This is a genomic window from Nicoliella sp. ESL1120, from assembly GCF_058508515.1.
In genome coordinates this window covers 1,531,724-1,557,375 of the sequence record NZ_CP196383.1, presented here as the reverse complement: position 1 = coordinate 1,557,375, position 25,652 = coordinate 1,531,724, and the positions used below count along the sequence as shown (strand labels likewise).

29 protein-coding genes, 5 tRNA genes and 1 other annotated feature are annotated in these 25,652 nt (G+C 38.0%); of the genes, 30 read left to right on the top strand and 4 right to left on the bottom strand.

Annotated features, from left to right (window positions below; all coding sequences use genetic code 11):
- The first annotated feature begins 4 nt into the window (after window positions 1-4).
- The 5 genes from ACSYTE_RS06825 (at window position 5) to ACSYTE_RS06805 (ending at window position 1,331) form a co-directional block, all read left to right on the top strand.
- A tRNA-Asn gene (locus ACSYTE_RS06825) sits at window positions 5-77 on the top strand.
- 53 nt (window positions 78-130) lie between these two features.
- A tRNA-Thr gene (locus ACSYTE_RS06820) sits at window positions 131-203 on the top strand.
- Window positions 204-316: 113 nt separating this feature from the next.
- A tRNA-Tyr gene (locus ACSYTE_RS06815) sits at window positions 317-399 on the top strand.
- 6 nt (window positions 400-405) lie between these two features.
- Window positions 406-477: transfer RNA gene (locus ACSYTE_RS06810), tRNA-Gln, on the top strand.
- Between the two features lie 152 nt (window positions 478-629).
- A complete protein-coding gene (locus tag ACSYTE_RS06805) occupies window positions 630-1,331 on the top strand; it encodes a GntR family transcriptional regulator (RefSeq protein WP_491717311.1) in 702 nt (233 codons plus the stop codon).
- A gap of 31 nt (window positions 1,332-1,362) precedes the next feature.
- Here ACSYTE_RS06805 and ACSYTE_RS06800 read toward each other — a convergent pair whose 3' ends face one another.
- Window positions 1,363-2,094 (bottom strand): WecB/TagA/CpsF family glycosyltransferase, encoded by a 732-nt coding sequence (locus ACSYTE_RS06800; RefSeq protein ID WP_491716687.1) that lies wholly within the window; start codon window positions 2,092-2,094, stop codon window positions 1,363-1,365.
- A gap of 74 nt (window positions 2,095-2,168) precedes the next feature.
- On the opposite strand from ACSYTE_RS06800, the gene ACSYTE_RS06795 reads away from it, so the two are divergent.
- From ACSYTE_RS06795 to ACSYTE_RS06765, 7 genes are all read left to right on the top strand, one after another.
- The gene (locus ACSYTE_RS06795; protein WP_491716686.1) at window positions 2,169-3,632 is read left to right on the top strand and encodes a nicotinate phosphoribosyltransferase; all 1,464 of its coding nucleotides are present in this window, start codon (window positions 2,169-2,171) and stop codon (window positions 3,630-3,632) included.
- A gap of 16 nt (window positions 3,633-3,648) precedes the next feature.
- Window positions 3,649-4,476, top strand: a complete 828-nt coding sequence (gene nadE, locus ACSYTE_RS06790) for an NAD(+) synthase (RefSeq protein WP_491716685.1) — start codon at window positions 3,649-3,651, stop codon at window positions 4,474-4,476.
- Between the two features lie 16 nt (window positions 4,477-4,492).
- On the top strand, window positions 4,493-4,912 hold the full coding sequence (locus ACSYTE_RS06785) for a hypothetical protein (protein WP_491716684.1): 420 nt from the start codon (window positions 4,493-4,495) through the stop codon (window positions 4,910-4,912).
- 94 nt (window positions 4,913-5,006) lie between these two features.
- Window positions 5,007-5,450: a SprT family protein gene (locus ACSYTE_RS06780; protein ID WP_491716683.1), complete on the top strand. Its 444-nt coding sequence runs from the start codon at window positions 5,007-5,009 to the stop codon at window positions 5,448-5,450.
- Between the two features lie 14 nt (window positions 5,451-5,464).
- Complete coding sequence (locus ACSYTE_RS06775) at window positions 5,465-6,337, top strand: homoserine kinase (RefSeq protein WP_491716682.1); 873 nt, start codon at window positions 5,465-5,467, stop codon at window positions 6,335-6,337.
- A gap of 61 nt (window positions 6,338-6,398) precedes the next feature.
- A tRNA-Leu gene (locus tag ACSYTE_RS06770) sits at window positions 6,399-6,484 on the top strand.
- A 128-nt stretch (window positions 6,485-6,612) separates the two neighbouring features.
- Entirely contained in the window at window positions 6,613-8,064 is a 1,452-nt protein-coding gene (locus ACSYTE_RS06765) for a catalase (protein WP_491716681.1), read from the top strand.
- Between the two features lie 54 nt (window positions 8,065-8,118).
- Here the strand turns inward: ACSYTE_RS06765 and ACSYTE_RS06760 are convergent, their stop codons facing one another.
- Window positions 8,119-9,228 (bottom strand): LCP family protein, encoded by a 1,110-nt coding sequence (locus ACSYTE_RS06760; protein ID WP_491716680.1) that lies wholly within the window; start codon window positions 9,226-9,228, stop codon window positions 8,119-8,121.
- Between the two features lie 215 nt (window positions 9,229-9,443).
- Between ACSYTE_RS06760 and ACSYTE_RS06755 the strand changes: the two genes are divergently transcribed.
- Genes ACSYTE_RS06755 through ACSYTE_RS06745 form a run of 3 tightly spaced genes read left to right on the top strand, consistent with a single transcriptional unit; the run spans window position 9,444 to window position 12,087 of the window.
- Window positions 9,444-10,409 carry an AEC family transporter gene (locus tag ACSYTE_RS06755; RefSeq protein WP_491716679.1) on the top strand — a complete coding sequence of 322 codons (966 nt, stop codon included), beginning with the start codon at window positions 9,444-9,446 and terminating at the stop codon, window positions 10,407-10,409.
- A gap of 23 nt (window positions 10,410-10,432) precedes the next feature.
- Window positions 10,433-11,395: a DMT family transporter gene (locus tag ACSYTE_RS06750; RefSeq protein ID WP_491716678.1), complete on the top strand. Its 963-nt coding sequence runs from the start codon at window positions 10,433-10,435 to the stop codon at window positions 11,393-11,395.
- A 41-nt stretch (window positions 11,396-11,436) separates the two neighbouring features.
- The gene (locus ACSYTE_RS06745) at window positions 11,437-12,087 is read left to right on the top strand and encodes a 2,3-bisphosphoglycerate-dependent phosphoglycerate mutase (RefSeq protein ID WP_491716677.1); all 651 of its coding nucleotides are present in this window, start codon (window positions 11,437-11,439) and stop codon (window positions 12,085-12,087) included.
- Between the two features lie 41 nt (window positions 12,088-12,128).
- On the opposite strand, the gene ACSYTE_RS06740 is transcribed toward ACSYTE_RS06745, so the two are convergent.
- Window positions 12,129-13,469, bottom strand: a complete 1,341-nt coding sequence (locus ACSYTE_RS06740) for a C1 family peptidase (RefSeq protein WP_491716676.1) — start codon at window positions 13,467-13,469, stop codon at window positions 12,129-12,131.
- Between the two features lie 98 nt (window positions 13,470-13,567).
- Complete coding sequence (gene rpiA / locus ACSYTE_RS06735; RefSeq protein WP_491716675.1) at window positions 13,568-14,248, bottom strand: ribose-5-phosphate isomerase RpiA; 681 nt, start codon at window positions 14,246-14,248, stop codon at window positions 13,568-13,570.
- Window positions 14,249-14,531: 283 nt separating this feature from the next.
- Between rpiA and ACSYTE_RS06730 the strand changes: the two genes are divergently transcribed.
- The 15 genes from ACSYTE_RS06730 (at window position 14,532) to rplL (ending at window position 25,580) form a co-directional block, all read left to right on the top strand.
- Window positions 14,532-15,071: a dCTP deaminase/dUTPase family protein gene (locus ACSYTE_RS06730; RefSeq protein WP_491716674.1), complete on the top strand. Its 540-nt coding sequence runs from the start codon at window positions 14,532-14,534 to the stop codon at window positions 15,069-15,071.
- A gap of 14 nt (window positions 15,072-15,085) precedes the next feature.
- Window positions 15,086-16,480: a DNA repair protein RadA gene (gene radA / locus ACSYTE_RS06725; protein WP_491716673.1), complete on the top strand. Its 1,395-nt coding sequence runs from the start codon at window positions 15,086-15,088 to the stop codon at window positions 16,478-16,480.
- 71 nt (window positions 16,481-16,551) lie between these two features.
- Window positions 16,552-18,039, top strand: a complete 1,488-nt coding sequence (gene gltX, locus ACSYTE_RS06720; RefSeq protein WP_491716672.1) for a glutamate--tRNA ligase — start codon at window positions 16,552-16,554, stop codon at window positions 18,037-18,039.
- A 121-nt stretch (window positions 18,040-18,160) separates the two neighbouring features.
- A complete protein-coding gene (gene cysS / locus ACSYTE_RS06715; RefSeq protein WP_491716671.1) occupies window positions 18,161-19,570 on the top strand; it encodes a cysteine--tRNA ligase in 1,410 nt (469 codons plus the stop codon).
- Entirely contained in the window at window positions 19,570-19,989 is a 420-nt protein-coding gene (locus ACSYTE_RS06710) for a Mini-ribonuclease 3 (protein ID WP_491716670.1), read from the top strand. Before cysS ends, ACSYTE_RS06710 begins: the two co-directional genes overlap by 1 nt.
- Window positions 19,979-20,731 carry a 23S rRNA (guanosine(2251)-2'-O)-methyltransferase RlmB gene (gene rlmB, locus ACSYTE_RS06705; protein WP_491716669.1) on the top strand — a complete coding sequence of 251 codons (753 nt, stop codon included), beginning with the start codon at window positions 19,979-19,981 and terminating at the stop codon, window positions 20,729-20,731. The genes ACSYTE_RS06710 and rlmB overlap by 11 nt, the downstream gene beginning before the upstream one ends.
- 20 nt (window positions 20,732-20,751) lie before the next feature.
- Window positions 20,752-21,276 carry an NYN domain-containing protein gene (locus ACSYTE_RS06700; RefSeq protein WP_491716668.1) on the top strand — a complete coding sequence of 175 codons (525 nt, stop codon included), beginning with the start codon at window positions 20,752-20,754 and terminating at the stop codon, window positions 21,274-21,276.
- A 120-nt stretch (window positions 21,277-21,396) separates the two neighbouring features.
- The gene (locus ACSYTE_RS06695) at window positions 21,397-22,038 is read left to right on the top strand and encodes a sigma-70 family RNA polymerase sigma factor (RefSeq protein WP_491716667.1); all 642 of its coding nucleotides are present in this window, start codon (window positions 21,397-21,399) and stop codon (window positions 22,036-22,038) included.
- A gap of 73 nt (window positions 22,039-22,111) precedes the next feature.
- Entirely contained in the window at window positions 22,112-22,261 is a 150-nt protein-coding gene (gene rpmG / locus ACSYTE_RS06690) for a 50S ribosomal protein L33 (RefSeq protein WP_491716666.1), read from the top strand.
- A gap of 12 nt (window positions 22,262-22,273) precedes the next feature.
- The gene (secE, locus tag ACSYTE_RS06685; protein WP_491716665.1) at window positions 22,274-22,447 is read left to right on the top strand and encodes a preprotein translocase subunit SecE; all 174 of its coding nucleotides are present in this window, start codon (window positions 22,274-22,276) and stop codon (window positions 22,445-22,447) included.
- Window positions 22,448-22,575: 128 nt separating this feature from the next.
- Window positions 22,576-23,124 carry a transcription termination/antitermination protein NusG gene (nusG, locus tag ACSYTE_RS06680; RefSeq protein WP_491716664.1) on the top strand — a complete coding sequence of 183 codons (549 nt, stop codon included), beginning with the start codon at window positions 22,576-22,578 and terminating at the stop codon, window positions 23,122-23,124.
- A 125-nt stretch (window positions 23,125-23,249) separates the two neighbouring features.
- Window positions 23,250-23,672 (top strand): 50S ribosomal protein L11, encoded by a 423-nt coding sequence (gene rplK / locus ACSYTE_RS06675; RefSeq protein WP_491716663.1) that lies wholly within the window; start codon window positions 23,250-23,252, stop codon window positions 23,670-23,672.
- A 102-nt stretch (window positions 23,673-23,774) separates the two neighbouring features.
- Entirely contained in the window at window positions 23,775-24,467 is a 693-nt protein-coding gene (gene rplA / locus ACSYTE_RS06670) for a 50S ribosomal protein L1 (protein WP_219282776.1), read from the top strand.
- A 67-nt stretch (window positions 24,468-24,534) separates the two neighbouring features.
- Window positions 24,535-24,645, top strand: a sequence feature (ribosomal protein L10 leader region).
- A 28-nt stretch (window positions 24,646-24,673) separates the two neighbouring features.
- The gene (rplJ, locus tag ACSYTE_RS06665) at window positions 24,674-25,180 is read left to right on the top strand and encodes a 50S ribosomal protein L10 (protein ID WP_491716662.1); all 507 of its coding nucleotides are present in this window, start codon (window positions 24,674-24,676) and stop codon (window positions 25,178-25,180) included.
- Window positions 25,181-25,214: 34 nt separating this feature from the next.
- Window positions 25,215-25,580 (top strand): 50S ribosomal protein L7/L12, encoded by a 366-nt coding sequence (rplL, locus tag ACSYTE_RS06660; RefSeq protein ID WP_491716661.1) that lies wholly within the window; start codon window positions 25,215-25,217, stop codon window positions 25,578-25,580.
- Window positions 25,581-25,652 lie beyond the last annotated feature (72 nt).

Genomic DNA, 25,652 nt, shown 5'->3' with positions numbered 1-25,652 from the left:
TTATTCCGGCATAGCTCAGTTGGTAGAGCACCTGACTGTTAATCAGGTTGTCGACGGTTCGAGCCCGCCTGCCGGAGTCATAACTAGATAGAGTGCTAACTTATGTTAGCACTTTTGTGTTATATTATATGCCGGCTTAGCTCAGTTGGTAGAGCATCGGTATCGTAAACCGAGGGTCACAGGTTCAAGTCCTGCAGCCGGCATAAATATAGCTAATTAGTTGAGTAATTACAATAAAATGTTAATTTACTATTGACTATTGTGCTATATTTAGGTATTATATTAATTGTCGTTTGATACGATACTTCTACATTTCGGAGGGGTAGCGAAGTCTGGCTAAACGCGGCGGACTGTAAATCCGCTCCTTCGGGTTCGGTGGTTCGAATCCACTCCCCTCCATAATATTGGGCTATAGCCAAGTGGTAAGGCAACGGGTTTTGATCCCGTGATGCGCTGGTTCGAACCCAGCTAGCCCAATCTTAATAAACAATCGTTATTATTAATGTTTAAATACGTTGATATAACGGTTTTTTTGTTTATTGTGTAAATGTTTTTAGTTTAAAAGAATTAAATTTGATCAAAGATGCTATATAATGAAACTATCAGAATCAAATGGAGGGATTTTTAATTTGAGTTCACCTATTTATATTCAAATCCATAATGTAATCAAGCGTAAAATTGAAGATAAAGAATGGCTAATTGGTGATCGAATTCCTTCAGAAAGGGAACTAGCTAATCATTTTCAAGTTAGCAGAATGACCTTAAGACAAGCAATTCAAACTTTAGTAGATGAGGGTATTTTAGAGCAACATGTGGGATCAGGAACTTTTGTTGCTAATTCTAAGGTGCAAGAGAAGATGTCTGGGGTAACCAGTTTTACAGATATCATGGTTTCACAGGGTAAAAAACCTGATAGCAAGACCATTTCTTATCATGTGATGGCACCATCATTAAGTGAAATGGAAAAATTAAAAATTGGTCAAAACGATAAAGTTCTTAGAATGGAACGGATTCGTTATGGTGATGGAATTCCAATTTGTTTTGAGGTTGCAACGGTTCCTGAAAACATTGTTGATGGACTTAGTAAATCAGATGTTACTAGTTCACTTTATCGAGCGTTGGAAGAGAAAAAGGATTTAATTCCTAGAAAGGCGCACCAAACGGTTTCCGCAATGTTAGCTTCAGAAAAAATTGCTACCTATCTAGATATTAAAAAAGGGGATTCAATTTTAAGACTTAGACAAATCACATATTTACAAAATGGGACTCCATTTGAATATGTTCGTACTCAATACGTTGGAAAGCGGTTTGAATTTTATCTCGAAAAATAAAGTCGTAGCTGGATTATATCCAACTACGACTTTATTTTGATTTTCGAACTAACTTGAGGTATTTCGGAATGACCATAACTCGGGGAAGCCTTTTTGGTTCTTTAAGTAAACGATATAGCCACTCTAAGTGGTGGTTAATCCAAAACTTTGGGGCTCTTTTATTATTACCAGATAAAACATCAAAACTGCCGCCTAAGCCAATCCAAAGCCCGTTATTTAAATGACGATACTGATTAATGAACTTCTCTTGTTTCGGTGATCCAAGGGCTAAAAAGACCATGTCAGGTTGTTGTCGTTTTATTTCCTTTGCTACAGATTCGTTCTCCTTGAAATAACCATCACGAATCCCACTGACTATTAAATTGGGATACTTTTTATGCAAAACACTTTTTAAATCTTCAATAACCTTAGGTTTTGCCCCCACGAAATAAGCTGATTTATGATTTTGATTTCCCCATTCTAGCATTGCTTTAAATATATCAAACCCAGTAATTCTTTCTTGAATGGGTTGATTAATAATTTCAGATGCTTTAATAATTCCAATACCATCTGGAGTAATAAAATCAGCATGTTTTAAAAGGTTTTGGTAATCATGATTTTGATATGCATAGTAAGCAATTTCTGGATTGACGGTTGCAATGAATGTATTTTCACGTTGCTGAACTCTTGCTTGAATAATTTGTAAAAAATGGGTAAAGTTAGTATTAATATATGAAATATTTAAAATTGTGGTTTTTTTTAACTTGTCGTTCAATAAAAACATCCTTTCAATGTATAATATTAATTATAATTGAACTATCAAGTTTATCAAAGATTATTTTGAGGTGTAAATAGGAAATGTCACTTAGAGACTATACGAATTTAACGCTCCATACTGATGATTACGAAATCAATATGATGCAAACTTATTTTTCAAAGAAAATGGAAAGTCGCCACGCGGTGTTCGAAGTATTCTTCAGAAAGATGCCATTTGAAAATGGATACGCCGTATTTGCTGGATTAGAGCATGTAATTAATTATGTTAATAATCTTCACTTTACCGATGATGACATTCAATACTTAAAGGAAAATGGGGAATATACCCCCGCATTTTTAGAATTTCTACGTAACTTTAAGTTTACGGGGACGATTCGTTCTGCTCAAGAGGGAGATTTAGTATTTAATAATGAACCTATCATGCAGGTAGAGGGAACTTTAGCAGAGTGTCAATTAGTTGAAACTGCAATTTTAAACATTGTAAACTATCAAACGTTGATCGCTACAAAAGCCTCTCGGATTCGCCAAGCGGTCGGATCCGATCCATTAATGGAATTTGGTTCTAGAAGAGCACAAGAAACTGCTGCCGCCCTCTGGGGGACTAGAGCTGCGTTCATTGGTGGCTTTAATTCTACTTCTAATGTTTTAGCTGGAAAGTCATTTGGAATCCCAATTAGTGGTACCCATGCTCATTCATTGGTAGAAACATTTGGTCATGATTACGATGCTTTCAAAGCCTATGCTGAAACCCATAAGAACTGTGTCTTTTTAGTTGATACTTATGATACTTTGAAAAGTGGTGTTCCTAATGCGATTAAGGTTGCTAAGGAAATGGGTGACCGCATCAACTTCGCAGGGGTGCGGATTGATTCTGGAGATATGGCATACCTTTCCAAACGGATTCGGGAGATGTTAGATGCAGCTGGTTTTAAGGACACTAAGATCATTGCTTCAAATGATTTAGATGAAAACACCATCACTAGTTTAAAAATGCAAGATGCTAAGATCGACATCTGGGGTGTTGGAACCAAGCTAATTACCGCATATGATCAACCAGCCTTGGGAGCTGTCTATAAGATGGTTTCAGTGGAGAATGACGATGGGACAATGCGTGATACCATTAAAATATCTAATAACGCTGCTAAGGTCTCTACTCCTGGGAAGAAACAAGTTTGGCGGATCAATAAGAAGTCAGATGGAAAATCAGAAGGCGATTACGTTGCGTTGAGTGATGAAGATCCTAACAGTCAAGATAGTCTGTACATGTTCCATCCGCAGTTTACTTACATTAGTAAGACGTTGACTGACTTTGAAGCTACTCCACTCTTAAAGACAATAATTGATAAGGGTGAACAGGTTTATGAGGTTCCAGAATTAGTCGATATTCAAGCCCATGCGAATGAATCGCTTGCTTCGCTGTGGCCAGAATACAAACGGCAGTTAAACCCACAGGATTATCCGGTGGATCTATCTAAGAATTGTTGGGATAATAAGATGAAGTTGATCGAACAGGTTCATGGATACGTTCAAAAGTTAAATTATTAAGATTAGGGGGAGCTTTATGAGACCTTTACAAAAGAAAATCATTGCTGCTTTGAAGGTGAAGCCTGAGATTGATCCACATCAAGAAATCAGAAATAGTGTCGAATTCTTGAAAGATTATTTGAAAAAGAATTCTTTTTTGAAAACATTGGTTCTCGGTATTTCTGGAGGACAAGATTCAACACTAGCTGGTAAGTTATCTCAAATGGCAATCAGTGAATTACGTGAAGAAACTGGTAATAATGACTACCAGTTTATCGCGGTGCGGTTGCCGTATGGTGAACAAGCAGATGAAGCTGATGCTATGGAAGCAATTAAGTATATGGATGCTGATAAGACAATTCGAGTTAATATTAAGCCAATGGTGGATGCTGCAGTTAATGCGGTTGAAGAAGATGGCCCTACTATTAATGATTTTAATAAGGGGAACATCAAGGCACGTGAACGGATGATTGCTCAGTATGCAATTGCAGGTGAATGTTCTGGAGCCGTAGTTGGAACGGATCATGCTGCAGAAGCAGTTACTGGTTTTTATACTAAATTTGGTGATGGAGCAGCCGATATAACTCCATTGTGGCGTTTAGATAAGCGGCAGGGGAAAATGCTACTAGCCGTTTTAAATGCGCCTAAACACCTCTATGATAAAGTCCCAACTGCTGATTTAGAGGATAATCGTCCTGCATTACCTGATGAAGCAGCTTTAGGGGTTCGTTATTCTGACATCGATGCTTATTTAGAGGGTAAGGATGTTGATGAAAAAGCTGCGCAAACCATTGAAAACTGGTATATTAAGACTGAACATAAACGGGAATTACCTGTAAATATCTATTCCACATTCTGGAAATAAAAAGGAGTTAACAAATATGAAGGGCGCAAAAATGAGTAACTATGCACCAACTGTTTCACAATTAATTACTGAAACGGATAAAACTGGTGAAAAGCTGGCTAAGTTTTATGAACCATTAAAAAAGGCATTGGATAAGGATGATTTATCTGATATTAACTTGGCAGAGACGAAAGAAAAATTTCAAAATGGGACTACTTTTTATAAGGAAACCCTTCGCAAGTTAAAAGTGCTAGGCGTTCCAGCAAGGGTTCTTGGTAAGCATAAGTTGTTAGTGGGTGCTTATTCAGATTATGCTGATGCATGCCAAGAGATGGTTGATAGTATTAATGTTGATGAAAATACTATTGATAAAGGGGCCTTTAAAGATTCAGAAGATGCCCAAAGCGATAGTGTTGCACGCGTAATTAAATATACTCAAAAAATTTTAGTAGGTTAATGATTAAAAACGGGGCAACCCGTTTTTTTTTATTAATCGGATAATAATATAATCACGTATTTTAAAGTATTAAGGGGTAGAGGAGATTTTATTATTGTCCAATCAGGAATTACAAGCGCTATGTGAAAAAATTTCACAACGGTATTTTGCCCGACCGTTTAACCATCGGATTTATTTTAACCATCGTTTAAAAACCACGGGCGGACGTTATTATTTAAAAAGTCACAATATTGATATTAATCCGAAGATGTTAACGGCTTTTTCTAAAGAAACGCTAATTGGGGTTATTAAGCATGAATTATGCCACTACCATCTCCATTTAGCAGGTTATAGTGGTCAACATCGTACAAAAGAATTTCAACAGCTTTTAGCTGCGGTGGGTGGGCTACGGTTTGCTCCACGCATTGATCAACCCAGATATACATTTGAGTGTGAAAAATGTCATCGAAAATATAATCGCGAACGGTTAATTAACACGAGCAAGTTTGTTTGCGGGAAATGTCGTGGTAGGTTAAAATTAATTTCACAAAGAAGATAAAGGAGCGATATTCATTGGGAAAGATCATTATTCGAGTTCCAGCGACTGTTTCTAATTTAGGTCCTGGTATCGATTCATTAGGGTTAGCATTACACCTTTACTATACAGTAATCGTAGAAGAAGAAACTGACCATTGGCGTGTTAACCATGCGCTCGGTGAAAACATTCCGCATGATGAAAATAATTTAATCGTTCAAACAATTTTACGGTTAGATCCTAAAATTCATCCCCATCAATTAACGGTAATGTCTGATATCCCAGTTGAACATGGTTTGGGATCTAGTACTACTGCAGTAATCGTAGGGATAAAAATTGCCAATGCTTTGGGAAATTTAAATCTTTCAATCGACGAACAGATGCAAATTGGAAGTGAAATTGAAGAGCATTCTGAAAATGTTGCTGCCGGTTTTTTAGGTGATTTAACAATTTCAAATGAAAAAGATGGTCAATTAACTGCAATTAAAGCTAAAATGCCCGCCGTTTCAGCGTTGATGTTTGTTATGCCACGTGGTAAAGTAGGCAAAATCGAGCTACCTAAGCAAATTAATGCTCAGTCTGCATTAACAGCCAGTAACGATGCTAACTTATTAGTAGCAGCTTTAATTACTGATAATTGGGCCGTTGCATCTTCTTTGATTGAGGGAGAATATTTTGGAGAAGAAAATTTGAAACGCGATCAAGACAATTTAGATCTAATTCGTACGGCCGCTCATAATTTAGGGATTTATGGAACCTTTATTAGCGGTACGGGTCCAGTGATCGTATCGCTGGGGCAAAGAGACTTATTGATCAAGTTGCGTGATCAACTCCGTGCAGATGACCGATTAGCAGGAAAAGTGCGGGTAATGGATCTCGACCGTGATGGCGCTACTGTTCGTGGTGAATAATAAAAAAAGAGTTGCTTATTTTGTGAATATTTGATATATTTATATATGTTGATTTTCACATGCGGCCATGGCGGAATTGGCAGACGCGCAAGATTAAGGATCTTGTCGGGAATTTTCTCGGTGGAGGTTCGAGTCCTCTTGGCCGCATAAATAAGAAGCTGAAATGCAGAAATGCGTTTCAGCTTTTTTTGTGCGCCGTTTTGTTTGTCAATAAAGTGACACCATGTTACCATTATTCTGTAAAAATATTGTATTTATTAAAAGGAGTGGTTCACATGACAGATAAGATCAAAACAGCTGAAGGTCAACCATGGGCTGACAATAATCATTCACAAACAGCTGGAAATCGTGGCCCTGTTTTAATGCAAGACTACCAATTACTAGAAAAACTAGCACACTTTAATCGTGAAAGAATTCCAGAACGAGTCGTTCATGCTAAGGGAGCTGGTGCAAAGGGGTTCTTTAAGCTAACTCATGATATGAGTAAATATACTAAGGCTGATATTTTTAATGGCGAACCTGGTAAAAAGACACCAATGATCATCAGATTTTCCCAAGTTGCTGGTGAATCAGGATATCCAGATACAGAACGCGATGTTCGTGGATTCGCATTGAAGTTCTACACTAATGACGGTAATTACGATATCGTTGGTAATAATACCCCTGTCTTTTTCGTTAATGATCCACTTAAGTTCCCAGATTTTATTCATTCGCAAAAGCGTGAACCAGATACTCACTTAAGAAGTCAAGATATGCAATGGGATTTTTGGTCCCATTCTCCAGAATCAGTTCATCAAGTGACCTATTTAATGGGTGACCGTGGTAATCCTGCTAGTTATCGTGAAATGAATGGGTATGGAAGTCACACTTATAAATGGGTCAACGCCAAGGGTGAGGTGTTCTGGGTTAAATATCACTTTATGAGTGAACAAGGCGTAAAGAACATGTCGAACGAAACGGCTGCTAAGACCGCTTCAAAGGACACTGATTTCTTGCTTCATGATCTATATGATGCAATTGCAGATAAAAACTTCCCAAAGTGGAAAGTGATGGTGCAAATTATTCCTTATGAAGATGGTTTGAATTATAAGAAGGACATTTTTGATGTGACCAAGGTCGTTAGTCATGCAGACTATCCACTCCAAGAAGTCGGTGAATTTACATTGGATGAAAATCCAACTAATTATTTTGATGACGTCGAAGAAGCCGCTTTTTCACCAGCTAATCTAGTTCCAGGAATTGAAGCATCCCCAGACAAGTTACTTCAAGGACGCTTGTTTGCATATAAAGATGCTGAAAGATATCGATTAGGTGCTAACTATGAACAGCTACCAATTAATCGTCCGAAGAACGGTACCCCTAAGAACTATGAACGGGATGGTTTTATGGCTCATGATCAGGGGAATGCCGTTAACTACGAACCAAATGGTGAAGGTGGCCCTGTTGAAGATCCTCACGCTAATATTAAGCCATTTAGCGTTGAGGGGGATGCAGGTAGTTATAAGACCTACGATGTCGACTATTATTCTGACGCTGGTGCCTTATACCGTGTTATGAGCCCAGAGGAACGAGACCGCTTAATTGAGACGATTAAGGGAACTCTCGGGACTGTGAAGAGCCATGAAAATAAGGTTTTGGAAACGCGTCAATTTTACAATGCAGATCATGAATATGGAAAACGTGTCGCTGATGCATTGGGCTTAAACATGGATGAAATTACCAAATAATAATTGAAACTAAAAATACCAATCTGGGCATTACCCAGATTGGTATTTTTTTGTTTAATATCCAGTTGATGAACTGGTAGTAGCGCCAGTACCAGTTCCGTCAGTACTAGTTCCGTCAGTGGTGCTATCAATTCCGCTCCCGTTATCATCAGTAGCACTTTGTGTTGCTGAGATACTTGATAGTGAACTGAGGTTTAGATTCTTGCGAATGTAGTTAGAAACCCTTAGTAATTCTGATTCTGGTGCGACTTGATAGTCAATCCCATCGATAGTGGCGTCTTCACCTTGCAGGGTATCTGACTTAATATGGTGCGTTGCATCACCATAACGAGCCCGCATCGAAACCATGTCATTAAAAGTAATATCAGTCTTTAAATTACCATTTAGTGATTCGAGGATTTCTTTGTAACGTGGTAGTGAAGAAATCTTCATTGCCTTAAGGACTAGTTTTTGAAGTACTTCTCTTTGGCGTGCTTGTCGACCGTAATCACCGGTTGGATCTTCATGGCGCATTCTTGAGTAATCAAGTGCTTGTTTACCGTTTAAAGTTACCTTTTGCCCCTTGACCACGTTTGCATTACCGTACTTAAAAGTAAGTGGCGGATCGACTTCCACGCCACCGACGGCATCAACCATTTTTTCGAGTCCACCCATGTTAATGATTGCGTAAAAATCAATTGGGATGTTCAACAAGTTTTGAACCGTTTGAACGGCAGTCGATGGCCCACCAATCGTATACGCAGCATTAATTTTTTCATATGGTTGCGAATCACCAGGTACAGTTACCTTAGTATCCCGTGGAATACTAGTGATTGAAATATTCTCTTTTTTGGGATTAATCGTGACTACCATCATGGTATCAGTTCTTCCCATGTCATCACGACCCAATGCCCCTGTATCAGTTCCTAATAGTAAGATTGAAAATGGCTTATCCTTACTGATCACTGATGATACATCCCTTAATTTATGAGTATCACCAGCTTCAAATGTTTTATTGAAGGTTTTTTGTGCACTATTATAAGCCATATATAAGTAAATCAATCCAGCCGTTACGATGATTAGTAAGATAATCAGGAACTTCCATAGCTTTTTATGACTACGTTTTTTAAAATGGGTTCGATTTTCGCGTCGTTGATAACCATTATTTTCGTTTGAATTATTCATATTTTAATTACCCCATCATTTATAGTCTTGAATTCGATTTTTAAACAATATGTTTGCATTATAAAAAAAATTGAATCAAATCACAACTTTACTTAGTGATATTTAACACCAATTTAATATTTAATATTTGAAAAAATTGAAGCGTTAAAGCAGACTTATTTTTATGCTATAATGCAAACTGTTACAATAATTTTTGAGTTAGGATGTGATGCTATTTGATAGTTTTTGAGAAGAGTATTTCTGGAATTGTAGTGATTTTATTAATGATCCTATTAGGCTTCTTCTTGGCTAAACGACAGTGGTTCGATGAGAAATCTTCGAAACTGATCGCAAAAATCGTTACCCAAGTTGCTTTACCTGCCTATATGATTAGCACGATCACTAGTAAATTTACCGCACAGACGCTTTTACATACATTGCCTGACCTTCGCTTCCCCGTTATTTCCATGTTGATTTTATTCGGGATCTCAGTGGCGGTTGCCAGGGCGCTTAGGATCGCTAAGTACCATCGTGGATTGTTCGAATCCATGTTTTTTAATTCTAATACTGTTTTTGTGGGCTTGCCAGTCAACATAGCATTATTTGGGAATCGCAGTTTACCATATGTGTTGGTTTATTATATGGCAAATACCACGTTCTTTTGGACGCTGGGCGTTTATTTGATCCAACGGGATGGTGATGCCGATAGCAAGTTTAATTTAAAACAAACCCTACAAAAAGTTTTTTCACCACCACTGTTAGGGTTTATCGTTGCCGTTATCATGGTCCTCTTGGACATTCCCAAAATGGAGTTATTACACCCAATTTTAGAACCAGTCCTCCAAAGCTGTGACTATATTGGTGGGTTAACAACCCCGCTTTCGATGTTATTTATAGGGATTGCTGTTTCTAAGGTGAGCTTAAAGTCTGTGAAGTTCGATCGTCTTAACTGGGGCATTCTATTGGGACGGTTCATGATGGCACCGCTTTTGATGACATTATTGGTAACGTTTACGAACATGCCAGTATTAATGAAACAAGTTTTTATTTTGCAATCTGCAATGCCCGTGATGACGAATGCACCAGTTGTATCCAAACTATATAATGCGGATGATGAATACGCATCGTTAATGGTAACTGAAACTACGTTACTTAGTTTAATCGTAATTCCAATCTTAATGACGTTGGTTCAAAAATTTTAATCAGATAAGGAAGCGAAATTGTTTTGCGAAAAACGCTTTTATATGTTTTAATTTCAACCTTTATGTTCAGTTCGATGGAAATTGCTTTAAAGAGTGTCCAAGGTGCTTTTTCACCGATTCAACTTAATTTAATTCGATTCTTCGTGGGTGGCTTGGTCCTATTACCAATTGCTTTGCGGCACAGTAAAAAAGCGAACCAGCAATTTACCAAAAAAGACCTGCTAGTGTTTGCATTGAGTGGCTTTTTATGTGTGATTGTTAGTATGACGCTATATCAAATGGCGATTGAATATGATGAAGCCGCAACGGTTGCGGTATTGTTTAGCGTTAATCCCGTTTTTTCATTGCTATTTGCGTTTATTATTTTAAAAGAGCGAATTGGTCGCTTGAATTTAATTTCAATGCTATTATCAATAGCAGGGTTATTAATAATCGTTAATCCAACTAAGTTAACTAATCCGCTGGGGATTTCACTAGCGATTGGTTCTGCAGTTACGTTTGGCCTTTATAGCATCGTATCACGGTGGTCATCCGTAGTTAGTGGCTTTGATGGAATAACGATGACCTGTTATACATTTATTGCTGGTTCGATCGAGTTGTTTGGATTAGTATTGATTTCTAAAATTCCAGCAGTTGCTAATTCAATGAGAACGGTTAATTGGATGAAATCCTTTGCTGATACACCGATTTTACAAAACGTTAGTGTCCATTATTTTTGGATTTTATTCTTTATTTGTGTCTGCGTGACAGGTGGGGGCTTTGCATTTTACTTCTTGGCCATGGATCGCGGCGGGGTCTCAATGGCATCACTCGTGTTCTTTATAAAGCCAGGGTTAGCCCCTATTTTGGCACTATTGATTTTACATGAAACCCTCTCGATTAATACAATTATTGGAATTATTGTAATTTTAATTAGTTCAGTCATTACCTTCATTGGTAATCGCACTAAGACCGATAGCTCCGAAATGAAGGATGCTATTGAGTGATCAAATTAGAAAGTGTGGGATAACGATTGTTTTTAACGTTAATGCGGCATGGAGAAAGTTTAGCAAATGCTAATAATATCTTTACTGGTTGGAATGATGTTTCATTGACTGATGTCGGAATTGCACAGGCTCATTTAGCAGGGCAGAAAATTAAGGCAACTGGAATTCAATTTGATGATGTTCACACTTCCTTTTTAATTCGAGCAATCGATACCACTAACATCGTTTTAGATGAAATTGAGCAGGCCTTTATTGATGAGCATAAATCATGGCGCTTGAACGAACGCCATTATGGAGCGCTACGGGGTCAAAATAAACAAGTTGTTAAGCAACGAGTGGGGGAGCAACAGTTTAATCAATGGCGGCGTAGTTTCGATTCGGTGCCGCCGTTGTTGAAAGAACGTGACCATGACTACCGCTATGAACGAATTGGGGTATTGGAACCCCTAGGGGAAAGTTTAAAAATGGCTTACGAACGGATTATGCCATACTGGGAGGATGCCATTGCTCCACGCCTGTTAGATGGTCATAATCAATTGGTTATTGCTCACGGTAGTACTTTACGCGCCATGATTAAGTATCTAGAACGCATTAGTGATGGACAAATCGATAGAGTCGAGGTACCGAACGGGAAACCAATTCAATATGAATTAGACCGTCAATTAAAAATTGTTGATAAAAAAACATTGTAAATAAAAAGCTGATCCCTAAGGATCAGCTTTTTATTTTGAAATTAGAATTTAGCTAAGGTACCCATTGGATCCCATGGATCTAAGACGATTGGGTCTTGTGCTTGGGCTTTCTTTAATTCATCTGAGAAGTATTTTTTGTTGATAACAACTTGGTAAACGTACTTTCTGAACCATGATTCACTCATTACGAAGTAACCATCAGTTCCAACTTTTTTACCCCAACTATTTTCAACTTTCCACTTAGTTGGTTTACCATCAACGATGTCTACTCCAGTGATAACCATGGCATGATCCATTACACTTTCACCGTAGTCTAATTGTTCTGCCTTGGTTAAATCAAGGTTAATGTCAAATAGTTCATTTCTGGAGTAAAGTTTGTCGTCCATGATTCCCTTTTGCCGATCAGAATCTTGACCAACATCACTACCGAACCAAACTGTTTCGCCATTTTTTAGCTGCTTGATTGCTAATTTTTCAAAGTCATCGATTGAAAGGTTTAAATGCTTAACTTGACGACCACCAACAACGTTTCCTAGTAATTCAATTGTGTAAGTCTTCTTGTAAGGCTTATCGTCAGTAGGCGAATTAATGATTGAAACGTAATCTTCCAAATCTAATTGGATGTATTTCTTGTAGAACGTCTTAGGAGTAAGGCCCTTTTCAATGTGATAGTTATTATTTTTATCACGGTATTCAAAGTCAAACTTTTTAGCTGGTTCACCCAACGCATAAACAAGTACTCGATAGATTTCATTGAGCATCTTGTCTTTTTTAGCAGCGATTTTTTCTTTTGATTCACCATCATTAACTAGGTTTCTCAAGATCATTGCATCGCGTCTAAGCTTCAAGTTTAAAACGCTGTTTAAATCAGCAGAGTTATTACTATTGAAAGTTTCTGACATTGCTGATTGAGGAACGACACCGTACTTTTCAACTAATGCACAGAGCATATCCCATTGTCCACCGTCTTGTTGGGGGGTAGCAAGGAGAAATGAAACTTTTCTAGATGTCCGCTTTTTATCGGCAGTGTTAATGATATTTTCCAAGAAGAAGTTTGACTTTTCAAACTTATCCCAGAAGTTAATGTAGTTTTGTGATAATTCAAAGTTACCCTTGAGGTTAAATTCATTTGCAACTTTGTGGCGTAAAGTGTTCAAGGCTGCAAATGTCCAACAACGACCACTGCGTTGTTGGTTCGCAACGTCACCAGTTTCTAATTCAATGGAAAACACAGGTTTGTTAGCGATTTCTGAACTGTAGTTAGCACTAACTTTAGCGACTCCTTGGTGAGAAACGGCGCGCTCTAAAATCTTAGCGTCTTTGCGCTTATCTACGTCAGACTGATAATTCTTGATATCATCAAAATTGATACTCTTACTCATTGAATTCACTCCTTAATTAATAGAACAATAACCATATTGTAAACAAAAAAAGCCTAAATAAAAAGCAAAACCCACTGAGTTTTGCTAATTTTTACAGATTATCTAGCTTGAATTGTTTCTGGACCATCTGGATGGCCAACGATAATTGTATTAACTATGTCTAAAAATAGTCCATGTTCAACGACGCCAGTCATATCCTTTAGATTTTTGGCGAGTTTATGGGGATCACCAATTTTACCTAATCCAAGGTCAATGATGTAGTTTTTGGAATGGGTCAGAATGAATCTTTCACCATCCATTCTAAATTTTGGATTGTAGCCGCGCTTTTTAAACTTTTTAAATAGTTGTTGACTACCATATGGGATAACTTCGACTGGTAGGGGAAATGAACCTAATTGTTTAGTTAACTTCGATTCATCAACGATCCAAATGTTCTTCTTGGAATTAATTGCAACGATTTTTTCTCTTAGGTGGGCAATGCCGCCCCCCTTGATTCCCTGGTAGTTTGCATCAATTTGATCTGCTCCATCAATTGTTAAATCAATATGGTCAACTTGGTCAATATCCTTAACCGTGATTCCCAATTGGGTTGCACGCTTGGCAGTTCGGTTCGAAGTTGGGACTCCAATGATATTTAAGTGTTCATTTTTGACCCGTTCCCCTAATGCTTCAACTAGGTATTTAACCGTTGAACCAGTACCTAATCCAACGGTCATCCCATCTTCAATGTACTTTACGGATTCAATCCCAACTATTTTTTTTAAATCGTCTTGGCTCATCTTGTATGCCCCTCTAGAAATTAATAAGTGTACTGCGGAATGAGAACTTAGTAACTATTTAATCATCCGATTAAAATCCAACATATTTATTCGCTAATGGTAATTGTCTCAAAATTTGTTGCAATAAGCAATTCAAGATTTAATATTTATCGTTATTAATAAAAAAATTTTAGCAAAATCTAATTAATTTATCTACTTTTTTCGTAAATCATCTTTTGAATACTGATTTAAAGAATGGATAATAGTATAATTTGACTATTAATTAAATTAAGGACGTGAAAAAATGAATCGTGGATTTGAGATCGTTTCAAAATATAAGGATAGTGGATTAACCCTTCCATTTCGAGCTACTCAGCAGGCAGCTGGGTATGATTTTGCTAGTGCGGAGGATTTTGTTCTACCATCGATTTGGAAACTGAACTTTTTACGGATTTTGTGGGCCATCAAGCATCGTAAAAAGGTGGCTACTGATGATTTAAAGGATGCTCAACAAATTTTAAAACCCCTGTTAGTACCTACTGGTATTAAGGCTTATATGCAAAATGATGAGGTCCTAATTATTGCGAACCGTTCTAGTAATCCGCTTAAGCGGGGAATGTATTTGCCGAACGGAATTGGTGTAATTGACGCTGATTATTATGACAATCCCAATAATGAAGGCGAAATTTTCGTTCAAATGATTAACTTTGGGCTTACTGATCGCAAAATTAAAAAGGGTGAAAGAATTGCTCAAGGCATTTTTATGCCTTACTTGGTGGCGGACAATGATGATGCTAGTCAAGCCCAGCAAAGAACTGGTGGTTTTGGTTCTTCTGGTAAGTAGGAAGGGGTGGTCACTTGGCAAAGGTAAAAACCCAGTATGTTTGTGATAATTGTGGATATATTTCACCACGTTTCTTAGGCCGATGCCCCAATTGCGGCAAATGGAATACACTGGTTGAAGAAATCGTTAAACCGCAAAACGCAAGCACCGGGAGTGCCAAAAAAATTTCGCCTAGTCGAACTGACTTTGATGGAAGCTCAACTAGGCCTGAATTAGTCGGTGAAATTAAATCTCGTACTGAGATGCGAGTAAAGACGGATTCAGAGGAATTTAATCGCGTCTTAGGAGGAGGTGTGGTGCCTGGCTCATTAATATTAATTGGTGGCGATCCAGGAATTGGTAAATCAACACTCTTGTTGCAAATATCAGGGGAGTTAAGCAATTCTGGACACAAGATGCTTTATGTTTCAGGTGAAGAAAGTGCTAATCAAATTAAGTTGCGCGCTGATCGCTTAGCGGTTGCTAGTGATCAGTTATATATTTACCCAGAGACTGACATGGATTCAATTAGACATGCCATTGAGGAGTTACAACCAGATGCAGTCGTAATTGATTCAGTTCAGACTGTCGAAGAGCCTGCAATCCAGTCTGCGATTGGCTCCGTTGCGCAGGTTAGAGGGATTACCTCTGATTTAATGAACATTGCTAAGTCAAAGGGGATTACCATCTTCGTAGTTGGTCATGTTACTAAGGGTGGCGCATTAGCAGGTCCTAAGACTTTGGAACACATGGTTGATACGGTCCTTTACTTTGAAGGCGATATGCACCATTCTTATCGACTACTAAGGGCCGTTAAAAATCGGTTTGGTTCAACGAACGAGCTAGGTGTTTTTGAAATGCGTGAGGGGGGCTTAAAAGAAGTTCGGAACCCTTCAGAAATTTTCCTAGAAGAACGACTTAAGGATGCAACGGGATCGGCAATCGTTGTCTCAATGGAGGGAACACGGCCGATCCTAGTTGAAATTCAGGCTTTGATCACACCATCGATTTTTGGAAACGCTCAGCGGACGGCATCTGGGCTGGATCGCAACCGCGTTTCCTTGATCATGGCAGTTTTAGAAAAACGTGCGGGCCTAATGTTACAGAACCAAGATGCTTATTTGAAAGCTGCTGGTGGGGTGAAGTTGAACGAGCCGGCAATTGATTTAGCAATGGCAGTCAGCATTGCTTCTAGCTATAAGGATCAAGGAACGCTTCCGTCAGAATGTTATATCGGAGAAATTGGATTGACCGGAGAAATTCGTCGGGTCACAAGAATTGAACAACGGGTTGCAGAAGCTAAAAAGCTGGGCTTTGAACGGGTATTAGTTCCTAAAAATAATTTGAATGGTTGGACACCACCGACTGGAATTAAAGTCATTGGTGTTTCAACCCTTAGAGAGGCCCTTTCAATTGCGCTTAGAAAATAAGTTAATCCTAGGGCAAAAAAATATGAGTATGTTATAATTAATAACGATTTTAGTAAAAGAGGGGAATAGAATTGGCTAAGAATTCGATTCGAGTTAGATACGCACCAAGTCCTACTGGACATTTACACATTGGAAACGCAAGAACTGCAATTTTCAATTATCTTTTTGCCCGTCATAATAAGGGTAAATTTATTATCAGAATTGAAGATACTGATACGAAAAGAAACGTGGCTGATGGTGAAATCAGCCAATTAGATAACTTAAAGTGGTTAGGTTTGGATTGGGATGAAGGTCCAGATAAACCAGGTGATTTTGGACCATACCGTCAATCAGAACGCCGTGATATTTATGAACCACTCATTCAAAAATTATTGGATGAAGGGAAGGCTTATGAATCATATCGGACTGAAGAAGAGCTTACCGCTGACCGAGAAGAACAAAAGGCCCGTGGTGTAATGCCCCATTATGAATATGAATTTGAAGGCATGACCGAAGAAGAAAAGAACCAAGCAATTGCTGATGCAAAAGCCAAGGGGTTAAAGCCAGTGATTCGGTTCCGAGTTCCAAAGAACCATGACTATGAATGGGATGATATGGTAAAGGGTCATTTATCATTTAATTCCGATAGTGTTGGTGGGGACTTCGTTATTGCCAAGCGTGACGGGATGCCTACTTATAACTTCGCCGTAGTTGTTGATGATCATTTAATGGAAATCAGCCACGTCTTTAGAGGTGATGACCACGTATCCAATACACCAAAGCAATTGATGATCTACGATGCATTTGGTTGGGATGCTCCTAAGTTTGGGCACATGAGTTTGATCACCAGCGCTGATTCAGGGAAGAAGTTAAGTAAACGTGATGAATCGATTATTCAATTCATTGAACAATATCGCGACTTAGGATACCTCCCAGAAGCAATGTTCAATTTCATTACCTTACTTGGTTGGTCACCAGTTGGTGAAGATGAAATCTTCTCAGAACGTGAATTCATTAAGATGTATGATTATAAGCGATTGAGTAAGTCACCCGCTAAGTTCGACAACAAAAAGTTGGAATGGATCAATAATCAATACGTTAAATCTAGTGATGAAGACGTTGTGATGGATCTTGCGCTTCGTCAATTGATCGATAAGGGTAATATTCCAGCTAATCCAGATGCCAAGACAGTTGAATGGGCACGGAAGCTGATCAACGTTTACAAACAACAAATGAGTTACATGGCGCAAATTAATGAAATGGCTGATGTTTTCTTCCATGAACCAGATCAAGTAACTGGCGATGCACTTGAAGAAATCAGTAACGATACTGCACCTGTAGTTCTAAAGGAATTTGCTAAGCGGGCAAAGGAATTACAAATCTTTGATAAGATTGAAATTCTAAGAACGATTAAGGCGGTTCAAAAAGATACCAAGATTAAGGGGCGTAAACTTTGGATGCCAATTAGAATCGCGGTAACCCATGAAATGACTGGTCCTGAATTGCCAGAATCAATTGAATTAATTGGTCGCGATAAGGCCCTTGAACACATTGAACAAACATTAAAGCAAATTGATTAATTTAAAAAGGATTCCCGTACGATAATTTATCGTAAAGGAACCCTTTTTTATTTTAAATTGATGATTAGTTTATGCTAAAATGAAAACACTTATTAATAATTTTGAGATTGGGGTGTAGGATGTGCTAAAAATTTACAATACGTTAACTCAAGAAAAAGAAAACTTTGAACCAATTCATCCAGGAGTAGTGAATATGTACGTCTGTGGACCTACCGTCTACAATTACATCCACATTGGCAATGCGAGAAGTGTCGTTGCTTTTGATACCATTCGCCGTTACTTAGAATACTGCGGATATCAAGTTAATTATGTTTCTAATTTTACTGACGTTGACGATAAGATGATTAATGCGGCTAAGCAAGAGGGGATTACAGTTCCCGAGCTGGCAGATAGATATATTGCTGCATTTATGGAAGATACGCGGGCTTTAAATGTCCAAAAGGCCACCAAGCATCCGCGTGCTACTGAAAATATTCCAGAAATTATTCAATTCGTGAGTGATTTAGTTGATAAGGGATATGCTTACGTCGTTGATGGAAATGTTTATTATCGGGCCCGTAAGTTTGCGACCTATGGTCAATTAGCGCATGAAAGTATCGATGACTTAGAGGCTGGTGCTAGTAAACACGTTAGTGATGAGGAAACAGCCCAAAAAGAAGATCCAATTGATTTTGCACTTTGGAAGAAGCAAAAGGGCGATGAGATTGCTTGGGATTCCCCATGGGGGAAGGGTCGTCCCGGATGGCATATTGAATGTTCAGTAATGGCTACCAAGTATCTCGGCGATACAATCGATATTCATGGTGGGGGCATCGACCTAGAATTTCCTCATCATGAAAATGAACGTGCCCAAAGCCAAGCTAGAACTGGGCAAACATTCGTTAACTACTGGATGCATAATGGATTCGTGACCGTTGGTGAAGACAATGAAAAGATGAGTAAGTCCCTAGGTAACTTTGTGACGGTCCATGACTTAATTAAAACCACTGATCCACAAGCAGTCCGTTTTTTGATGTCGACGACTCAATATCGTAGACCAATTAATTATAATCCTACTAACTTGCAAACAGCGGCTGCTAATTTAAAGAAAATCAAAACTGCTTATAGTAATTTAAGCTATCGGCTTAAGGATGCTGATGATTATAATGATCCAAAGGTCGATCAAGAAATTAGACAGATCCAAGCAGATTTTCAAGATGCCATGGATGATGACTTTAATGTGCAAAATGGAATTGATAAAGTCTATGAATTAGCTAAGTTAGGGAATGTTTATTCCGAACGCCCATTGGTGTTCAAGGATACTATCAAGTTGATCTTACAACGTTTAAAGCAACTAGCTAGTATTTTTGGGATTGAGTTTACGGTTGATCAATTAGATGATCAAAAAATTGAAGCCTTAATTCAAGAACGGAATCAAGCGCGTGATGATCGTAATTTTGAACGTAGTGATCAGATCAGAGCAGAGCTAAAGGCACAGGGAATCGTGCTTGAAGATACAGCGCAAGGAACTCGTTTCAGAAGGGAATCATAATGACAGAGAAGAATGTTGATTATCAACAGCTTAACGGGGTTGTCTTAGCTTATTTAGGTGATTCAGTTTATGAGGTATACATCCGTAAGCACCTCCTTACACTTGGAATCACGAAGCCAAATCGGTTACAAAAAGTGGCTACTAAGTACGTTTCAGCGAAAGCGCAAGCAGCTTTGATTGCTCTAATGCAAGAAGATGGGATTCTTTCTGAAGCGGAATGGGCGGTCTTTAAACGGGGAAGAAATGCAAAGAGTTATACCCATGCTAAAAACACCAGTGTTGTAACTTATCGCATTTCAACTGGATTTGAGGCGTTAATGGGCTACCTATCGTTAAGTGAAGAATTAGATCGGCTCAATTTCTTAGCTGATTGGTGTATAAAACAAGTTGATAATGGGAGAACGATTCATGAAAAGTAATGACGATTTTGTGATTGGCCGCCATCCTGCAGTTGCGGCTTTAAGAAGTAAGCAGGAAATTAATAAAGTGTTTTTGCAAGATGGAATTAAAAAAAGCGATGCAGTGGTTAGTGAAATAATTAAATTAGCAAAGGGTCGTCATTTAATTATTTCGATGGTTCCAAAAGCAAAGTTAGATTTACTTTCAGATCATCAAAATCACCAAGGTGTCATTTTGGCGATTGCATCATATAAATACGCAACGATCGATGAAATTTTTGAAAATGCTGAAAAAAAGGGGACTGCTCCATTTTTCGTAATTTTGGATAGTATTGAGGATCCACATAACTTAGGTTCCATTATGAGAACCGCTGATGCTGCTGGTGTTTCTGGAATCATTATTCCAAAGCATCGTGCAGTCGGTTTAACTTCAACTGTTGCTAAGACTTCTGCTGGCGCGATTGAACGGGTTCCAGTTGCTCGGGTTACAAATTTGGTACAAACCGTAAATGAATTAAAAGATCGTAATGTTTGGATTTTTGGAACCGATGTTAATGGAACTGATTACCGGAAATGGAATGGAAATGGTGCGGTTGCTTTGGTAATTGGAAATGAGGGCAAGGGAATTTCACCGCTTCTAAAGAAGCAAGTTGATGAAATGTTAACAATCCCAATGGTCGGAGAATTACAAAGTTTAAATGCAAGTGTGGCTGCCGGACTATTAATGTATCAATGTTTTAACTCCAGAAATCCATTATCTTAAAATAATGGAGTTGATTAATTATGAAAGAGCAGCTATTGTTGGTCGATGCTTATAATGTAATTGGTAGTTGGCCAAAGTTAAATGAACTAAAATTGGATAATCGCTTACCAGAAGCACGTGACGAATTACTACGGATTTTATCGGAATATCAAAAATACCGTAAAATTAATATGGTAATAATTTTTGATGCGATGTATGTTCCTGGGTTGGCTAAAAAAGATAAACATTATAATCTTGATATTGTTTGGACTGGTAAGGATGAAACTGCTGATAGCTACATCGAAGCGTTAGCTCGTAAGAAGCAATCTCGTTTTATCCAAGTGATAGTAGTTACCAGTGATCAAGCTGAACAATGGACTGTGTTTTCAGCTGGCGCATTGCGATTGACTTCCCGAGATTTATTGCGGGATGTTACGCGTGCTAAAAAGGAAATTACGCGCCATGTGCATAGTTATAAAAACATAGGCAGTGGACGTAATTCACCTTTTTCAGATCAACAGTTAAGTAAGTTAGCGCATTTACGAGACCGTCTTTCAGATCAATAAATTAATTTAATTTTTATTAATTAATTAATATTTAATAATTGGTACATGTTTTAAGAATAAATGTTCGCTTGTTGTTATGATACCCTTTTGCTAAATTTGTTTAAAAGGGGGTGATCCATAATGAACACGATCGAACAAAATCGAATTGCGAATACTACTACTACGCATGTTATAAAATCTAAAAAACCCATTCATAAAAACCAAATTATTAGTGAAATTGATTTAATTAAATCGATTCAAAGTGGGAACGAGCAATCAATTAGAAAGTTATTTAATAAATATAAACCAATCGTTAATAAAATGTGGCGGCAATATTTTATCAAGGGAATGGAAATTGAGGATTGGTATCAAGAATCAATGATCGTTTTAGTCCGAATCGTAGATAAATATGATTGTGAAAGAGGGATTAGCTTTGGTAGTTATTACCGCCAAGCATTAAAAAACCGCTTTTTTGATTTAATTCGGCGTAAGAATGCCCAAAAAAGATTTCCTGATAATTTAGTGAGTTCATTTGAAGCATCTGAGGGTTTTTATTCTGATACGCTTGTTGATACGAATTCATTTTGTCCTGAAAAATTAATTTTTCAAATTGAAAAGCTAAGTGCAATCTTTAGTAAGCTTTCTAAATTTGAATCTAGGGTTTTTGGTGAAATGGTAAAATCATCCTCCATAAGTAAGATTGCTAATAAGTATAATTGTTCGGAAGAAAAAGTAATAAATGCTTTTGAACGTTGTAAGCGTAAGTTTAACCAAATGGAATGAACGTTGATTTAGTGATGTTTGACTACCAAGGTTGAACATGCTAATATTTAAATGATTACGTGGGGGTATTCCTATGTCAAAAAATAAGTTAGTACTAGCATGTTCAGTTTGTGGATCACGGAATTACATCACGGATGACAATTCAAAACGATCTGAACGCCTAGAAGTAAAAAAATTTTGTAAGCACTGTGGAAAGCATACTTTGCATCGAGAGACACGCTAGTAGGAGGGTCTTATGCGATTAATTAATTTTTTTAAGAGCGTTATTCAAGAAATGAAAATTGTTGTTTGGCCTAATGCTAAACAAACAAGGGAAGATACTTCAACTGTTTTAGGAGTTACAATTTTATTTGCAGTTTTCTTTGCAGTTGTCGACCACTTGGTTCAGCTATTATTAAAGATTTTATAAGATATATAAAAACCTACAAATGTGAGGTTTTTTTATTTTGGAAAATTTTGCATAATTAGTGGATAGTGGTTATTATGATATAATATTCTAGATGGTTGAATGATTAATAAATAAAGGAGCAATTTGAAATGGTAGAATCAGCAGAAAAACAATGGTATGTATTACATACTTACTCTGGTTATGAGAACCGTGTCAAAGCGAACATCGAGTCACGTAAGGAATCAATGGGGATGTCAAACTATATCTTTAGAGTAGTCGTTCCTGAACAAGAAGAACATGAAGTTAAGAACGGGAAAGATAAGATTAAAATGGACAAGACTTTCCCTGGATATGTATTAATTCAAATGGTTATGACCGATGAATCATGGTATATTGTTCGAAATACACCAGGAGTGACTGGTTTTATTGGTTCCCATGGACAAGGAAGTAAACCAACGCCATTGCTACCTGATGAAGTAGAATTAATCTTGAGTCGTTTGGATCAAACTCCTGAAACAAAGGAAATCGATGCCAAAGTTGGTGACACTGTTACCATTATTGATGGTGCATTTTCCGGACTATCTGGTAAGATTATTGAAATTGATAATGAAAAAGCTAAATTAAAGGTTGATATTGATATGTTCGGTCGGGAAACTAGTGCTGAATTAGATTTTAATCAAATTAAAACTGATGAATAAAACCTTGAAACACAAATAACTTTGTGTTATATTTACTTTTGTATGTTTTTTGCATATGTTTTTGAACGTGGGAGGAGAAATTTAGATCTCCATTTACCACACACGGACTTAAGGAGGTATGTCTCGTGGCTAAAAAAGTAGCTAATGTAGTTAAATTACAAATTCCTGCGGGTAAAGCAACACCCGCTCCTCCAGTTGGACCTGCTTTAGGTCAAGCTGGAATTAACATCATGGGATTCACTAAGGACTTTAATGCCCGTACCGCTGATCAAGCTGGTATGATTATCCCAGTTGTTATTACTGTTTTCGATGACCGTTCATTCGAATTTATTACTAAGACACCACCAGCTGCAGTATTATTAAAGAAAGCTGCTGGAATTCAAAAGGGTTCTGGTGAACCTAACACTAACAAGGTAGCTGAAGTTACCAAGGACCAAGTGAAGGAAATCGCCGAAACTAAGATGAAAGATCTTAACGCAGCTGATGTAGAAGCCGCAATGCGTATGGTCGAAGGTACTGCACGCAGTATGGGGATCACTGTTAAGTAATTTCATTCATACTGTGGGTAGGCCCCGATGCTCTAATTGATTTTAGGGTATCAAGTGGGAGGTTTATCCGTTATAACCACAATTGCAAGGAGGAAAATACACATGGCTCGTAATAGAGGTAAAAAATACCAAGACGCACTTAAGCAAGTAGACCGTGAAAAGGCTTACTCTGTTGAAGATGCAGTTAACTTGGTTAAGAAAATTGATTTTGCAAACTTTGACGCAAGTGTTGAAGTTGCATTTAACTTAAACGTTGATACTAAGCAAGCAGACCAACAATTGCGTGGTGCTACTGTGTTACCAAATGGGACCGGTAAAGACCAAACTGTTGTTGTATTTGCTAAGGGTGACAAGGCCGCTGCTGCTAAGGAAGCTGGCGCTGACTTCGTTGGTGACGCTGATTTAGCTGAAAAGATTCAAGACGGTTGGTTGGACTTTGATGTTGCAATCGCTACTCCTGACATGATGGCACAAGTTGGTCGTCTTGGTCGGGTACTTGGACCTAAAGGTTTAATGCCAAACCCTAAGACTGGTACTGTTACTATGGACGTTGCTAAGGCTGTTAATGATGCCAAAGCAGGTCAAGTTACTTACCGTACTGACCGTGACGGAAACGTTGCTGTTTTAGTTGGTAAGGTATCATTCGATGCTGACAAATTAGTTGGTAACTTAAAAGAAATTGAAAACATTATTGCTAAGAACCGCCCTGCTTCAGTACGTGGGACTTACATTAAGAATATTTCAATCGCTTCAACTTTTGGCCCTGGAGTTAAGGTTGACGTTGAATCATTCTAAGTTATTAAACTAGGATCGAAATAAAAAATCCTCATATTGACTGTAACGATCCCTTGTGGTATAGTTACTCTGTTATATCAATCTACCTAAGACTCAGGTGGCGTTCGCCTTAAATATCCTGCCGAGGAATTCAATTCTCTCTATGTCTGGGTAGGCGTGGGGATTTTTTTATTTAAATCCCAAACAAATTTGGGAGGTGAAAATGGATGCGTAAAGATGTTTTAGCTGCTAAGGAAGAATTAGTAGCAGAATTTACAAAGAAATTGCAAGATGCTAACTCTGCGATCGTAGTTAACTACCGTGGATTAGATGTTGCTGACGTTACTGACTTACGTAAGCAATTACGTGATGCTGACGTTTCATTTAACGTTATTAAAAACAACGTTATCAGTCGTGCTGCTGAAAAGGCTGGTTATGAAGAATTAAAGGATATCTTTAAGGGACCTACTGCAGTTGCCTTCTCTAACGAAGACCCAATTGCTCCCGCTAAGATCTTGAAGAACTTTGCTGACAATAATGACGCTCTTGTTATCAAGGGTGGTATGATTGAAAAGAAGGTTGCTTCATTAGATGAAATTAATGAATTCGCTTCATTACCAAGTCGTGACGAATTACTTGCTACTCTTGCTAACGTATTGCAAGCTCCTATTCGGAACGTTGCTTACGGTGTTAAGGCAATTGCTGAAAGTAAAGACGACGATAGTGCCGCTTAAAAATTAAAATTTATCCAAAATGGAGGAAAATAAAATGGCTTTTGATAAAGATAATATTATTGCTCAACTTAAAGATGCTTCAATCTCTGACTTAAACGACTTAGTTAAGTCAATCGAAGATGAATTCGGTGTTTCAGCTGCTGCTCCTGTTGCAGCTGCTGGTGCTGCTGGTGCCGATGGTGGCGCTAAGGATTCATTCGACGTTGAATTAACTTCAGCTGGTAGTGCTAAGATCAAGGTTATCAAGGCAGTTCGTGAAATCACTGGTGCTGGTTTGAAGGACGCTAAGGACATGGTTGACGGTGCTCCTGCCGTTGTTAAGGAAGGCGTTTCTGAAGAAGAAGCTAACAAGCTCAAGGAACAACTTGAAGCTGCTGGTGCTACTGTTACCCTTAAGTAATTTTAGTATTAAGCTTAAAGCGTGTGGCATTTAGATGCCATGCGCTTTTTTGTTTATTGGAACTAAGTTTAG

Coding starts and splice junctions, on each gene's coding strand:
- ACSYTE_RS06800 (WP_491716687.1), bottom strand. CDS start 2,094: ATGTTTTTATTGAACGACAAGTTAAAAAAAACCACAATTTTAAATATT.
- ACSYTE_RS06795 (WP_491716686.1), top strand. CDS start 2,169: ATGTCACTTAGAGACTATACGAATTTAACGCTCCATACTGATGATTAC.
- nadE (WP_491716685.1), top strand. CDS start 3,649: ATGAGACCTTTACAAAAGAAAATCATTGCTGCTTTGAAGGTGAAGCCT.
- ACSYTE_RS06785 (WP_491716684.1), top strand. CDS start 4,493: ATGAAGGGCGCAAAAATGAGTAACTATGCACCAACTGTTTCACAATTA.
- ACSYTE_RS06765 (WP_491716681.1), top strand. CDS start 6,613: ATGACAGATAAGATCAAAACAGCTGAAGGTCAACCATGGGCTGACAAT.
- ACSYTE_RS06760 (WP_491716680.1), bottom strand. CDS start 9,228: ATGAATAATTCAAACGAAAATAATGGTTATCAACGACGCGAAAATCGA.
- ACSYTE_RS06745 (WP_491716677.1), top strand. CDS start 11,437: ATGCGGCATGGAGAAAGTTTAGCAAATGCTAATAATATCTTTACTGGT.
- ACSYTE_RS06740 (WP_491716676.1), bottom strand. CDS start 13,469: ATGAGTAAGAGTATCAATTTTGATGATATCAAGAATTATCAGTCTGAC.
- rpiA (WP_491716675.1), bottom strand. CDS start 14,248: ATGAGCCAAGACGATTTAAAAAAAATAGTTGGGATTGAATCCGTAAAG.
- ACSYTE_RS06730 (WP_491716674.1), top strand. CDS start 14,532: ATGAATCGTGGATTTGAGATCGTTTCAAAATATAAGGATAGTGGATTA.
- ACSYTE_RS06710 (WP_491716670.1), top strand. CDS start 19,570: ATGACAGAGAAGAATGTTGATTATCAACAGCTTAACGGGGTTGTCTTA.
- rlmB (WP_491716669.1), top strand. CDS start 19,979: ATGAAAAGTAATGACGATTTTGTGATTGGCCGCCATCCTGCAGTTGCG.
- ACSYTE_RS06700 (WP_491716668.1), top strand. CDS start 20,752: ATGAAAGAGCAGCTATTGTTGGTCGATGCTTATAATGTAATTGGTAGT.
- ACSYTE_RS06695 (WP_491716667.1), top strand. CDS start 21,397: ATGAACACGATCGAACAAAATCGAATTGCGAATACTACTACTACGCAT.
- rpmG (WP_491716666.1), top strand. CDS start 22,112: ATGTCAAAAAATAAGTTAGTACTAGCATGTTCAGTTTGTGGATCACGG.
- secE (WP_491716665.1), top strand. CDS start 22,274: ATGCGATTAATTAATTTTTTTAAGAGCGTTATTCAAGAAATGAAAATT.
- nusG (WP_491716664.1), top strand. CDS start 22,576: ATGGTAGAATCAGCAGAAAAACAATGGTATGTATTACATACTTACTCT.
- rplA (WP_219282776.1), top strand. CDS start 23,775: ATGGCTCGTAATAGAGGTAAAAAATACCAAGACGCACTTAAGCAAGTA.
- rplJ (WP_491716662.1), top strand. CDS start 24,674: ATGCGTAAAGATGTTTTAGCTGCTAAGGAAGAATTAGTAGCAGAATTT.
- rplL (WP_491716661.1), top strand. CDS start 25,215: ATGGCTTTTGATAAAGATAATATTATTGCTCAACTTAAAGATGCTTCA.